At 26.6% G+C, this 13699-nt stretch carries 11 protein-coding genes and 2 tRNA genes; 9 read left to right on the top strand and 4 right to left on the bottom strand.

All coding sequences use genetic code 4. The annotated features are described in order from the left end of the window. Positions 1 to 247: 247 nt before the first annotated feature. Both ACW95P_RS00065 and ACW95P_RS00060 read left to right on the top strand, forming a co-directional pair. Positions 248 to 1651 (top strand): hypothetical protein, encoded by a 1404-nt coding sequence (locus ACW95P_RS00065; protein WP_457961186.1) that lies wholly within the window; start codon positions 248 to 250, stop codon positions 1649 to 1651. 500 nt (positions 1652 to 2151) lie between these two features. Continuing rightward, positions 2152 to 2652 (top strand): hypothetical protein, encoded by a 501-nt coding sequence (locus ACW95P_RS00060; RefSeq protein ID WP_457961185.1) that lies wholly within the window; start codon positions 2152 to 2154, stop codon positions 2650 to 2652. Positions 2653 to 2788: 136 nt separating this feature from the next. On the opposite strand, the gene ACW95P_RS00055 is transcribed toward ACW95P_RS00060, so the two are convergent. Then, the gene (locus ACW95P_RS00055) at positions 2789 to 4972 is read right to left on the bottom strand and encodes an AAA family ATPase (protein ID WP_457961184.1); all 2184 of its coding nucleotides are present in this window, start codon (positions 4970 to 4972) and stop codon (positions 2789 to 2791) included. 204 nt (positions 4973 to 5176) lie between these two features. Between ACW95P_RS00055 and ACW95P_RS00050 the strand changes: the two genes are divergently transcribed. The 3 genes from ACW95P_RS00050 to ACW95P_RS00040 are packed head-to-tail and all read left to right on the top strand — an operon-like array spanning position 5177 to position 7730. After that, on the top strand, positions 5177 to 5605 hold the full coding sequence (locus ACW95P_RS00050) for a TM2 domain-containing protein (RefSeq protein ID WP_457961183.1): 429 nt from the start codon (positions 5177 to 5179) through the stop codon (positions 5603 to 5605). A 3-nt stretch (positions 5606 to 5608) separates the two neighbouring features. Continuing rightward, positions 5609 to 7021 carry an MFS transporter gene (locus ACW95P_RS00045; protein ID WP_457961182.1) on the top strand — a complete coding sequence of 471 codons (1413 nt, stop codon included), beginning with the start codon at positions 5609 to 5611 and terminating at the stop codon, positions 7019 to 7021. After that, on the top strand, positions 7014 to 7730 hold the full coding sequence (locus ACW95P_RS00040; protein ID WP_457961181.1) for a glycerophosphodiester phosphodiesterase family protein: 717 nt from the start codon (positions 7014 to 7016) through the stop codon (positions 7728 to 7730). The genes ACW95P_RS00045 and ACW95P_RS00040 overlap by 8 nt, the downstream gene beginning before the upstream one ends. Here the strand turns inward: ACW95P_RS00040 and ACW95P_RS00035 are convergent. The 3 genes from ACW95P_RS00035 to ACW95P_RS00025 all read right to left on the bottom strand — a co-directional run bounded on the left by ACW95P_RS00035 (position 7727) and on the right by ACW95P_RS00025 (position 10150). Further along, on the bottom strand, positions 7727 to 8872 hold the full coding sequence (locus ACW95P_RS00035; protein ID WP_457961180.1) for an MAG0480 family ComEC-like protein: 1146 nt from the start codon (positions 8870 to 8872) through the stop codon (positions 7727 to 7729). The two genes, ACW95P_RS00040 and ACW95P_RS00035, sit on opposite strands and share 4 nt — an antisense overlap. Before the next feature lie 152 nt (positions 8873 to 9024). Continuing rightward, the gene (locus ACW95P_RS00030; RefSeq protein ID WP_457961179.1) at positions 9025 to 9486 is read right to left on the bottom strand and encodes an MAG0490 family ComEA-like DNA-binding protein; all 462 of its coding nucleotides are present in this window, start codon (positions 9484 to 9486) and stop codon (positions 9025 to 9027) included. 280 nt (positions 9487 to 9766) lie between these two features. Beyond that, positions 9767 to 10150 (bottom strand): hypothetical protein, encoded by a 384-nt coding sequence (locus ACW95P_RS00025; RefSeq protein ID WP_457961178.1) that lies wholly within the window; start codon positions 10148 to 10150, stop codon positions 9767 to 9769. A gap of 499 nt (positions 10151 to 10649) precedes the next feature. Here ACW95P_RS00025 and ACW95P_RS00020 point away from each other — a divergent pair, with 499 nt between their 5' ends. The 4 genes from ACW95P_RS00020 to eno all read left to right on the top strand — a co-directional run bounded on the left by ACW95P_RS00020 (position 10650) and on the right by eno (position 13195). Further along, positions 10650 to 11462, top strand: coding sequence for an HAD-IIB family hydrolase (locus ACW95P_RS00020; protein WP_457961177.1), 813 nt, complete (start codon positions 10650 to 10652; stop codon positions 11460 to 11462). 66 nt (positions 11463 to 11528) lie between these two features. Further along, positions 11529 to 11603: transfer RNA gene (locus ACW95P_RS00015), tRNA-Cys, on the top strand. Between the two features lie 7 nt (positions 11604 to 11610). Beyond that, positions 11611 to 11687 (top strand) — tRNA-Arg (locus ACW95P_RS00010). A gap of 137 nt (positions 11688 to 11824) precedes the next feature. Continuing rightward, on the top strand, positions 11825 to 13195 hold the full coding sequence (gene eno / locus ACW95P_RS00005) for a phosphopyruvate hydratase (RefSeq protein ID WP_457961176.1): 1371 nt from the start codon (positions 11825 to 11827) through the stop codon (positions 13193 to 13195). Positions 13196 to 13699 lie beyond the last annotated feature (504 nt).

Genomic DNA, 13699 nt, shown 5'->3' with positions numbered 1-13699 from the left:
TTTAACTTATCAAAACCAAAACCAATATAACTTAATTTTTACCGATCGTTAATTAGTCTACTATTCAGTTTTCAGATAACTATTACAGTTGCTCCTTAATGGAGTTTTTTTTATACTTTTTTTAAAAATATTTTATAATACGTTTGTTATTTTATTTAGTTTAATAATAAAATATTGATAAATTAAAGGTAGGTGATATTAATGAAGTATAAAAACATTCTTTTCAATATGGGAGATTCACTAAATTTTGCAGCCAATTCAGCAATCAACGCAAATTATTAATATAAATCAACAAAGTAGCTTTGAATTAAGTTATGAAGAAAAGAATATTAAAGAAGCTTTTGTTAAAATAAATCATTTGTTTAATGATGAAAAATTTTTATTTTCAATGATTAATAATTCAAATAATAATATTGATGATAAAATTGTAGAAATTTTAAATGAAAAAGTTTTTAAAAATGATTTAGAAAAAGAAACCTTTAAGCAAAATTTTAACAAGTTTTTTAACTTAAATGATAGTGCTTTATTTTATGAAAAAAGTAAAATATTAAATGATTTAATTAAATCTACAAATGATCCTGAAATTATAAAAAAATTAAAAGAAGAATTATTAAATTTAGAAAACATTCAAAATAGCAACAAAGAAAAGAATTTCGATTTTTCTTTAAGTAATATTTTTAATCAAAATTACTCTAATGAATTTGTTAACATTGCAAATAACACTCTTGACATGCAAAATAGAAATGAAAAAAAATCTATTTTAAAGCATATCCCAAAAAACTCTTTTAGAAATTTTAATAGACAAAAAAGTAATTTAAGTATTAATAAAAATATAAAATTAACAAGATCATTAAGTAATAAAAATTTTAGCGATAAAAAAGAATATGAAGAAAAAGTCCAAAAATGAAGCAAAGAAATAGAAAAACTAAGAAAATCTATAGATTCAATTTCAAAATATTTATCTAGTGTTAAGGGTTTTAATATAGCTAGTGCAACGTTAACCGCTGCTGCTTGAGGTCTTGCAGCAACCTATACGGCTGCAGCGTTTTGAACTTTTGGAGGAACAATTCCAAGTGCAATTGCAGCTGGTGTTCAAGCTGGTATATCAACTTATTTTTTAAATGAATCTTTTGAAATGCAATATTCATTAGAAAGTACATTAAATGAGTTGAATGAAATTCTTGAAACTGATGAATGAAAAATAATAGAAAAATTATTGAAAATGCCATACAATGAATTTATGAGTGAAATTCAAAAAACAACTAAAGGTTTTAAAAAATTAGGTGTTGCTGATATTTTAACAATAGTTGATTTAACATCAACTTTTTCTGCAATAAGAATGGCAGGAGGAAAAGGTATCGAAGCAATAACAAAAAAAATTATTGAAAAAATTGCTGCTAAAACAAGTTCAAATCTACTTAAAAATTATGTAGGTTTTACTGCTATACCAAAATTAACAAAATTTATTTATGAAAAAGTTGTAAATAAATCAGCAGTAAAAATAACCTCTTTTGCATCTAATTTAGTTGGTAAAAGAGCAGCGCTTGTTGCAACAGCTTGAGCTTCACCGATTGGTTCTATAATTTCTCTTTTTGATACTGTTGTTTCTGTATCTTCGATTATACACATTCTTTCCTGAAGAAATGAATAGTTAAGATATTAAATGACTTCAGATAATTTTAAAAAAATACCTGATTCAAATGATATATTTGAAGATACAGCTCAAGAAAAAGTTTTTATGTTTTTGTATTCTAAAATTAAATCTATTAGACATAAACCAGTTTTATTTTTGTGTCTTTTTTTAACAACAATTTTTCTTTGTGTATCACTAAATTTATTTTTTTGAAAAATGCATGATAATAATTGAGCTAACATAAATAATATAATTACTAATGTTGTACTTTTTGCATTTTTTATCTTATTTATATTTTTGCTGATTATGTTTTGAAAAAAGAAAAAAAAATACCATGATTATGAAATTTTACTTTTTAAAGCAGTCTCGAAACATTACGAAACTAAGAAGAATTAGTTGATGATTTAATAAGCTCTAAAATAGTTAAATCTAGAAAAGAATATGAAAACATTATTAAATCAGCTGATTTTTATCTTTATGAAGATAGCCAAGATAAAAGAAGAACTAATTTTTTTTGAATGGTAGATTATTGAAAGCAAAGCAGTTTTGAAGCTGAACATTTAAAAGGTATTTTAAAAGAGAATGCCAATCAAGAAAATCGAAGATTCAAATTAATAACAACAGAAGAAAAAACCAAGTTTGCTTTAGTTTTATATTCAATTTGGAATTCACGAAGATATAAAAATTCACTTTGAGTTGTTGCATATATATGTGGCACAAGCTTTATTATTGGTATGATATATTTAATATTGCAACATAAAATCATTCCTGCTAATCACTTAAAATTTATTCATCTTTTAACAGAAATTCAAATTTACGGAGGTCTAACATTACTTATGTATGGTATGTTTATTCATTGGCCGATGATCTTAATTTTAGCTAACACTGATTATTTTGTATTGGACGTTTCTTCGCCTGAGGCTTTTAGATTCAAAAATGAAAAACTACTTTTTCCTGCTACTGATAAGAAAATTGCTAAAGCCTTTAAAATGCTTGAAAAATACCAAATAGAATATTAAAGTATTTTTAATTTAAGTTATTTTAATAATTAACTAACTCTTGTAAAATACAAGAGTTTTTTATATATTTAGCTAATAATTGCAAATATCTTTAAAAATAAAATAGTTTTGCAATTATGCAAAACTATTAAAAAATTTATTCTTCAGAGTCAACATCAGTTATTGATGAGTTATTTCAAATGTAATTAATATTGGTTAGCCGTTGTGAGTCTTGATCACTTTGAACTGCTTTAACGATTGCTTCAGTCTCACCTATAATTAATAACTGCTCACGCGCTCGTGTCATGGCGGTGTAAAATAATTTTTTAGATAACAAAACACTATGATTTTGAAAAATAATCATCATGACAGCAAGTGATTCACTTCCTTGAAACTTATGAATTGAAATTGCATAGCCAAGAGTAACACTTTTGCTTCATTCCGCTAAAGTATATTTCACAAGTTTATTACCCATAAATTTAGCAATAATGAATTGAATTTTTTCCTTAAAATAATGAACGCTTTCAATATAACCGATTTCACCATTAAAAACATTGTTTTCATAATTATTATCCAGTTGAATAATTTTGTCACCAATAAAATATTTTTTATTATTATTAATAAAGGATTCAACATCATTACGATGTTGAAATAACTTGGTTTGCACAAAAATGTTAATTTGATCAATCCCAGTTATGCCATCATACATTGGTGCTAAAATTGTCAAATCTTCAATTGAATATTGTAAGCTCAATGAATTAAAATGAGTTTCAAAAATTTGATAAAAATTCAATGGATTTGCTGGTACAAAATAACAATCTTTTTGTGTTAAGCTAGGAACTAAACCTTGATTGACTAATGAGGCCTCACTAATAATGTTAGATCCGTGTAATTGACGGTAATTTTTTTCTAAATAATTAACATTAAATTTTTTGGCATTAATAAAATCATTTAATAAATAACCTTCAGAAATCGAAGGAATTTGATTTTTATCACCAATTAAAATAATTTTTTGAATAGCTTTAAAATTAAGAGCTTGTAATAAATCATAAAATAAATTAATATCCACCATTGAAAATTCATCGATAATTAAAACGCTTACATCAATTTGATTATTGGCATTTAACTCAAAAGCGCCATTTTGTCATCCTAAAAATGAATGAATTGTTCGAGTTTTAAAATTAGTTTTAGCTCAAATCTGATAAGCAGCTCTCCCTGTAGGGGCTAAGACGACAATTTTATTAGTTTCAATCGTTTTACTTAGTTCAAACAAAATAGCTTTTAGAATTTCGGTTTTACCTGTTCCTGGAGCACCAGTAATAATATTGACACTATTAGTAAAAACATTTTCAATCGCTTTGCGTTGTTCGCTGTCAAAATAATTATCAATTTTACCAAATGTCAAACTACTATGTTTTTGTTTTAATTGATCTAAAAAATCAGTGATAAATGTTTCTTTATTAAACATTTGGGTACTAGTGATGTATTTTTTATCATACAATATCACTAAATTTTCATCAATCAAAGTTTTAAGATATTCTGCAAATTCTTCTTTTGTGAGAATTAAAAAGTTGTTAACTTTTTTAAATAAATTAAATAGTAAAATTCTAGTAGATCCCGTTTCTCACATGAGATTAATCAATTGATATAAAACAAAAAATTTACGGCGTTCAAAATCACTAATTTGATTAACTTTTGCTAAGTTATCAACTTGATAAAAATCAAAAGCGTGATTTTCTAGTCACATTAAAAAGGGAAAAGTATGAAACTTATTATAGTATTCATTGGCGCCATAAGTATTAATGATTTTTTGATATAGAGTCATTGACAATTTTTTTTCTTGAAAAAATTGTAATAGTTTATTTTCTAAATCATTAGAACTAATACCTTTAATTAAAACAGCTTTCTTTTCGTTACTAAGCTTAAATTCAACATCATCTAAAGCATTGGGATTATTTTTAATAATATCTAATGTTTCTAATCCTAATTTATCAACAATTTTTGCAGCTAAAGTCTTGCCAACACCAGGAAATTTTTTAGATGATAAATAATTAATAATTCCTTTAGTATCATTTTCTACAAAATCATTAATGTGCTGCAATTTAAAAGAATTTTTATACTTTGATTTTAAATCAGGTGTAACAACAATTTGATACTTGATACCAATTTCAAAGGCTTTATTAGAACTAACGCTAATATAATTATCAGTAATTTCTGCTTCACTTTCAACTTTATAATTTTCATGTTGAAGATTTTTTTCAATTTTAAATAAACCAACATAAAAACTGGTAGTTTCATTTTTAAAAATATAGCGAAAAAATTTCCCAATTAATTGTTGCATATCAAATAAATTCTAAAGCATTTTTTCTAAAAGTTTAAACAAATCATAACTTTGTAAATTTGTAATTTAAAAATTTTTAGTAAAATAAAAACTTTGTAATTAAAGTGAATAATTAAGAAGTAGTTTTAAGAAAACTAAAATATTTTATGTATAATTTATATTGCATTCTTTTTAGATGTTTGATCACTTTTTAATTGAGGAATTATGAAAAAAACTAAATATATTTTTAACGATGAAGAAATTAAAGCTGAATTAGAAAAGGCAAAATCTCTTCAACAACAAGGCATTATTAAACAATCAATCCTAAATGACTATTGGTGTAAATCTAAATCAACTTATAAATATACAACTAATTTATTACTTGCATTATTTTTATGATTTATAGCTGCTGATCGAATTTACTTAAAAAAATGAATCTCAGCTATTGTAAAATTTTTGTGTGTCACTGTATTGCCGCTTATTTTAATTTTAATTTGAACTCAAACAAACTTTGCGCAAGAAAATTTTGTTGACATGGTTATGTACTCAGTTATTTCAGGAATTTTGTTTTTTGGATTTGTTATTGGTGATATCGCCATTGCAATTATCAAGCCGAAAGACAAGCAAGATTTATGTATTAAGAAGGTGGAATAATATATGAAATTTTTTAATAAATTAAAAGCGCTTGGAAAATGGCGATTAATTGCCCTAGCACTTTTGGCAATAGCTGATGTTTTTGTTATTGCTGCACCTTATTATTTAAAAGGTGTGATTCCTAATATTCACACTTCTTTGCACGTTAAAGAATCTGATATGTCTGTGTTTACAGCTATCATCGGTTGAGTAACTTTATTAACTCAACTTCCTGGTGGATGACTAGCTGATAAATTTAGTTCAAGAAAAATGTTGTCTATCTCTGTTTTTGGTGCTGGGTTAATTACTTTGTGGTTTGGAACGCTAGCACTTAAAGGTGCTGGAATGGCCTACGAAAATTTACTTTACCAGTATTATGTGATTTTTGCATTATGAGGGATTACTTCAACACCACTATTCTGAACACCTTTATGAAAACTTGTTTCGCAACAAACAGATAAAGAAAATCAAGGATTCGCTTATGGATTGCAAGGTTCTATTAATGGACTTGTAGGATTAATATTCGTTTTTGGAATTGGTACTTTTGTAAAATTATTTACTGTAAATTATATAAAAACTAATAATGTTGCTACATATGACGCACCATTTACTGGTTATGTTTATCTTTTTGCTTTTATTTTAATGGCTACCGCTGTAGGAATTTGGTTTTTCGTTAAAGAAAAACAAACAACTGAAAAATATGCTGTTGAATTTAAAACGTTATTAAAAGTAATGCGAGACTGAAAAGTTTGAGCACTTGCCTTATTTGTTATGGGAATGTACATGTTTCAATCAGTGTTTTCTTACTTTTTAAGCCAAACATTAAACAACATTATTAAATTACCAACAATTGCATTATTGATATTTGGAGGAATTAGATTATATGGAATGCGAATGGTTATTTCGCAATATATAGGTAGATTCGCTGATAAATTTAAATCTATTATTTTATTATTATTAATTACTTTGGGATTGGGAATTATTTTAGCTATTGTAATGACAATGTTACTAGGTTTTAGTACAAATTCATTTGCTAATTATAGTGATGCTGGAAAAATGGCTGTTACTGTTTTCTTCTCATTCTTCTTCTTGCTATCCTCAGCTTTAGCTTGAGTAATGGTGACACTAAGATATGCTCAAGCTGCAGAAATTGACCGTCCAAAAAACTCATATGGAGTTGTTAGTGCATTAATTTCATTAATTGCCTTTAGCCCCGATGCTTGATTTTACCAAATTGCAGCTTCAATTCAAAAAGCATATGAAGTTGATGGTGGAACTAGTACCTCACAAACTGGCTACCAAATTATTTTAATATTGGCTTCGGTATTTGCCTTATTGGGATGACTAGCTGGTTTAGCTGTTTATATAGTCACATTAAAAGAAAATAACAAATATGGTTTAAGATTTTTCCGTTGAAGGGACTTGAATAATGCTTAAAAAACAACTTTTATTAGCTCACCGTGGTTATAGTGCTATCGCTCCAGAAAATACAACTTTAGCATTTGAATTAGCTTATCAATTTGGTTTTGATGGGGTAGAATTAGATGTTCATCAAACTATCGATGGTGAATTAGTAGTAATTCATGATGAAACAACTGATCGAACCACTTTAAAAGATTATGCTATTGCTAAATCAAAATTTGCTACAATTGAAAATTTAAATTATGGAGCTTTTTTTAACATTGAAGTTCCTCATCAAAAATTACTAACACTGGAAGAATTTTTAACAATGTTTTTAGATAAGTTTACAGTGATTAATGTTGAAATTAAAACTGATATTGTGCAATACCTAGGAATTGAAAAAAATATTTATCAAGTAATTTCTAAATTTCCAACAGCAAAAGCAAAAATCATTTTTTCATCTTTTAATTTTGAATCACTAACCAAAATGCATGAATTAGATAATGAGTTGAAGTTAGGATTTTTATTTTGAACTCATCGTCAATTTACTAAAATCGACTCCAAGCGTATTCAAAAAGTTTGTCAATTCTTGCACCCATGAACTCAAATTTACGATAAAAATAAAGCAATTTATAGCAAACTAAATTTACCATTTTTATTATGAACTCTGCGCTCGGAACAAAATTATAAAAAATATTTAAAAGATAAAAAAGTTTTAGGGCAAATTTCAAACTATAAATACTAAATACTTAACTTACCAATTCAGGTAAGTTTTGTTTTGTAAAAAATAATCCCATATAATACAATTCCATAACTATAAATACCCAATAATTTATATTGAAAACTTCAATACTTAATGTTGATAAAAATATTTCATTGAGCAAATAATTCGAATATAAAATTTAAAAAATAAAAGTAATAATTTAATAAGTCTTTTACTCAAAATAAACTAAAAGCAATAGCATAGCTAAAAATAATTAATGGTAAAAAGATTCACCCATAAAATATCCCCATTAAGTTAACATTTTTGCCTGTTGCTAGTGAAATTATTGTAGCTGTTATAAAAGCTGCTAAATAAATTGTGATATTTTTTATAATTTGAGATTTAGTTGTAATTTTTAAAATTGTAAAAATTGCAAATGTAATTGCAAAAGCGTAAATAAAGCTTTGACTAAAAATAACATTCAAATTAATCAATATCATTAACAAAGCTACAAAACTTAAAATGCTAAGACGCGAAAAATACTGCTTATAAAATCTTTTATTAATTTCTCATAAAATAAGAAACACCACAGCTCGTAATGCTGAAAGCGGAAAATTTGTGATATAAAGGTATAAAAACATAAATAGCAAGAAAAAAACTAAATATCAAAAATTATCTATTCTTAAAATTTTTTTAAAAAATCATTGAAAAAATTTTAAAATTAGCCCAACATGAAAGCCGCTAAATACAAAAAGGTGCAAAATATTAATTGATGTAATTAAACTAACTGCTTCTATAGTTAAGTTATTCTGTTTACCTAACAAAATTAGTGGTAAATATTTTAAATAATATTTTGACCCCGTTTGAAAATAATTTTCAATTTTGTCAATTGTATTTGGAATAGAACTAATTAATGTAACACTTGTGTTTTTGCTTATTTGATAATAAATATTTTTGGATTGTAAAAATTTTTGTCATTGTCAATTATCGCTTAAAAGTTTAGTTGCAATTGCTTTACCTTGAATTTTTACAACTGAATTTCATAAAATTTCAGCTTGAGATTTCACAAAAACTTTTTCACCATTATTTTTAATTACAAACCCACCATTAAAGCGATCAATAATTACATATTCACCTTTGAGTTCGAATTCACTAAGTGTCTTAATATATCAAAAATGTCACAAAAACAAAATGCTTATAATTATTAAGCAATTAAGAAAAATTAATTTTCAATTTTTAACTAAAAGTAAAAAATTAGTAATTACAACAATGCAAATTGCATAAATCATAAATAACTGATTTAAAATTAGTAGAAGGTGAATTGTGGAGATTAAAATTAGTAATCAAGGGTTATTAAATTTTGTAATTTTTTGAAAATGGTCTTGCCAATTCCCTTGGTATTTTCAATATCATTTCAAGTAACTTGATTTCCTTTTTGATTTTTTAATTCCACTAGTAATTTAGCAACCTTATTACTGATTTTTAAACTTGTAAAATCATTTAAAGTATGTAAGTCCTTTCATGCAGTTAATTTTGCTGTTGCGTTAATATTGTCTTTTTTAGGAATAACAATAGTTGTGTTATTTGTAAATTTTTGATTTTTATTAAACTGATTTAAGTCTGCATCAAATTTAGGTTTAACTTTTTGAAGCAATTGCCCCAATGTCGTTGTTTTGTCAACAACAAATGTAGCTGGAAAATACACTTCACCTTTAATTTCAACAGTAATTTGTGAAACATTTTGATAATGATTATCTTTTAATGCAAATGAAAAAAGACTGGTAATTACAATTACCATTACTAAAATCCCCATGCCCATGTGTTTAAACTTATTTTTATGTCTCACATTTATATATAGCCAAAAATTACTAATTTTGTAAAAAAATTTTTTGGAAAAAAGTTTTTTAGGGCTAGAAATACCTAAAAATTTTTGGCAGTAAGAAATTCAAAGTAATAAAAAATGACTTTTAAATAAAAAAGCCATTAAAAATTTTTAATGCTAGAAGTTAAGCTATAGCTTTCCATATAAATTTTTATTGTATTTTACTAAACATCATTTTGGAATTGCTAAAAATAAATTATTTATCTTGCGGATTTTGATGATAAGATTCTAAAACACCAATTCTTTTATTAATTTGGCTAACATTTACTTCTAAAGCGCTGATGCGTTGACCATGATCTTTTAAAATAGTTTTGATTTCTTTTTGATTTTCTTTGATGTGCTGTTGATCTGCCTTAATTTTTTGTTGATCACGCAAAATTTGTTCAATTTTTTTATCGCGTTCGGCATCTTTTTTATCTCGTTCAGCTTCACGTTTATCGCGTTCGGCATCTTTGCGATCTTGCTCAGCATTGCGTTTATTCTGCATAGCAATACTTTCATGAACTACTTTATTTAAATTAAGCAACATTTTTAAAAATTCATCAAGTCTTGGATCGATTGGTGGATTAGGTTTTTTCACTTCTGAATACCCCTTATAATAAACACAATATTTACCATTTTCTTTACCATCAACAATTTCTTTTGTAACTTGCTCAAATTTGATAAATTCAGAATTAGCTAAATACTTGCTGGCTTGTGTTTTTGTTAGTTTGTGAGGATTATTTGCTTTTTTATTATTTTTAGGAATCTAAACCACATATATTATAAATCTTAATACTTAAATTTTTCATTTTTTCCTCCATTTATATATAGCCAAAAATCACTAATTTTAGAAAAAAAAATTTTGAAATAATGTCTTTTTATAATAAAAAACATTATTTCTGAAAAATAAAAAATTAGATTTAAGTTATAAACTATAAAATAACTTAGCTATGCTTTAAAATTTGTAAATTTAAAGCAAAGATAAAAGCTTTACATTCATAAACAACAAAAATTTATTAAATATAATAAAAACCATTGTCTTAAAAACTAAAAATTACAATTAAAAAAATGTTTTGTAATATAATAAAGGATCTATTATGAAAAAACCTAAAGCAGCGTTTATTGATCTTGATGGCACTTTACTTGATAAAGGTTTATGACACCATTGTGTTATTGGCAAAAAAAACACAGAAGTAATTCAGCGATTAAATTCTGATTATCCAATTGTATTTTCTACCGGGCGAAGTGCTTCGAATAATTTAATAGAATTAATGAAAAAACTTGGTGTTAAATATGCAGTTTGTCAAAATGGCTCAGTTATCATTGATCAAAACTTAAAGATTTTGAAAAATATTTTTATAAATGCTAATACTGCGCGGGGAATTATTGAAGATGTTGTAGCTAAAAAAGCAGCTTTTGCAATTAATTCGTCAGGACAAATTTTTGGTGGTTCATGAAAAACCTGAATTATTTCATTATTTTCGCATCTAAAACCACAACGTGTTAATTTTGAAAAAATTAATTTTGATAAGGTTAATAAAATTTTAGTAATTGATTTTTCAAAAAAACGTATTAAAGCGCTAGCGAAATATATTGAGTGCAACTATCCTGATTCTTCTGTTAAAATTATTGGACGGGCTTGAGCAATTGAAATTACTGATAATGAAGCCACTAAAGGTATTGCTAATAGTTATGTAGCTGAAAAATACTTAAACCTTAATCCTTCAGAAACAATTCATATTGGTGATAGCATGAATGATTCTTCAACAATCGGAAAAATGGGCAAAGTTATTGCAGTTAAAAATGCTTATAAAGATTTCAAAGCAATTGCTGATGAAATTGGTCCAAGCAAGTACTTTGGTGGTGTTGGAAAAATTTTATTGAAAGAATTTTCCAAAGATAATGTATAATTAGCAAGCATAATGGTTAAAAACCATTTTGAAATGATTGTTTAATTTATTTAAATAAGTTTATGAGGCGCCATAGCCAAATGGCCAAGGCATGGGTCTGCAACACCCTGATTACCGGTTCGAGTCCGGTTGGCGCCTCCATATATTTGCGCTCGTAGCTCAATTGGACAGAGTGTTTGGTTACGGCCCAAAAGGTTGAGGGTTCGACTCCTTCCGGGCGCGCCATTTCATGAAAATGACCGAAAGAACATAGTTTATGACTATGTTTTTTTATTAAAAAAAACTTAGTAATAATTTTTTAAATTGCCCCAATAATGTTAAAATAAATTACACATAAAATATATTTAGATTTAAGGAGAATAATGTCAGCAATTACAAGAGTGCATGCACGCGAAGTATTAGATTCACGTGGGAATCCAACAATTCAAGTTGAAGTTTTCACTGAGCTAGGGGGATTTGGTTCAGCTATCGTTCCTTCTGGAGCTTCAACTGGAACTCGTGAAGCTTTAGAATTAAGAGATAACGGAACAGCTTATGAGGATAACTGGTTCGGTGGTAAAGGGGTTATGACAGCAGTTGACAATGTTAACAATAAAATTGCCCCTTCAATTGAAGGATTAGAAGTTACTGACCAAAAATACATTGATACATTAATGTTAGAATTAGATGGTACAGAATTCAAGCAAAAATTAGGAGCTAACGCTATTTTAGGTGTTTCATTAGCTGTAGCTAAAGCAGCAGCTGATGAGTTAGATTTACCACTATACCGTTATTTAGGTGGAACAAACGCTTTCCAATTGCCTGTACCAATGTTAAATGTTATAAATGGTGGAGAACACGCTTCAAACACAATTGATTTCCAAGAATTCATGGTAATGCCTTTAGGAGCAAAATCATTGCGTGAAGCATTACAATGTGCTAACAAAGTATTTCATAATTTAGCTAAATTATTGAAAAAAGCTGGACACGGAACACAAGTTGGTGATGAAGGTGGATTTGCACCAAACTTAAAATCACACGAAGAAGCACTTGACTTTTTAGTAGAAGCAATTAAAGTTGCAGGATATAACCCAGCAACTGAAGGTGAAAATGCTGTGGCAATTGCTTTAGATGCTGCCGCTTCAGAGCTATACAATAGTGAAACAAAACTATACAAATTTAAAAAATTAAAAGCTGCAATTGATAGTAAAAAACCAGGATTTGAAAACTTAACTGATAAAGTAGAATTCACAACTGATGAACTTGTTACTTATTATGGACACTTATTTGATAAATATCCAATTATTTCGGTTGAAGATGGATTTGCAGAACAAGATTGAGTCGGATTTAATAAATTTACAGCTAAATTTGGAGCAACTCACCAAATCGTAGGTGATGACTTAACTGTAACAAATGCTAAAATCTTAGCTGAAGCAATTAGCCAAAATTCAATTAACTCAATTTTAATTAAACTAAACCAAATTGGATCAGTTTCAGAAACATTAGATACAATTCAATTAGCGCAAAAAGCCGGATATACAGCAGTTGTTTCACATCGTTCAGGTGAATCAGAAGATACTTTTATTGCTGATTTATCAGTAGCTGTTAATGCTGGACAAATCAAAACCGGTTCATTATCAAGAACTGATCGTGTTGCTAAATACAACCGTTTATTAGCAATTGAAGAAGAACTAGGAACACTAGCAAAATATGAAGGCAGCAAAACTTTCTACAATTTAAAAAAACACCGTTAATTAAATAAAAATCAAGATTCCCAGCTTAATTAAAAATTAATTAATCATTTTAACCTTAAGATCTTATGCTTAAGGTTTTTTTATTATTTTAATTGTGAACTATTTTTTGTGTTAAATTCATCTTTCTTAAAATATGTTTCATAACAAGCAAAAAAAGAAAGCCATTTATACTTCCGTTTCTTAAAACAGATAAAAATTTATAAAGTTTTTTTGCAAAAACACTAAAACTAAATAAAAATAATTTATGAAACAGAAATATAGAAAGGTTAGTAAATTTCGTCAAAAAAAGATCATGCAGCAATTGATAATAAAGATTAATTAGTAAATTTAGTTCTTAAAAAGATGCTAACTAACTTTAGGGAATGAAACAATTAATTGAATGACTTTTTAAATACAATATTTAGCCGGAAAAGGATATATAAATACTAAATACTCAAATGATTAATGCCCCAGCAAAATTTGAAAAATTTAAAACTAATAATTATGATATCGATTTATCAAAAT

The organism is Mycoplasma pogonae (genome assembly GCF_054170725.1).
The sequence above is the reverse complement of the archived record's forward strand: the minus strand, read 5'-3'. Positions and strand labels throughout refer to the sequence as shown.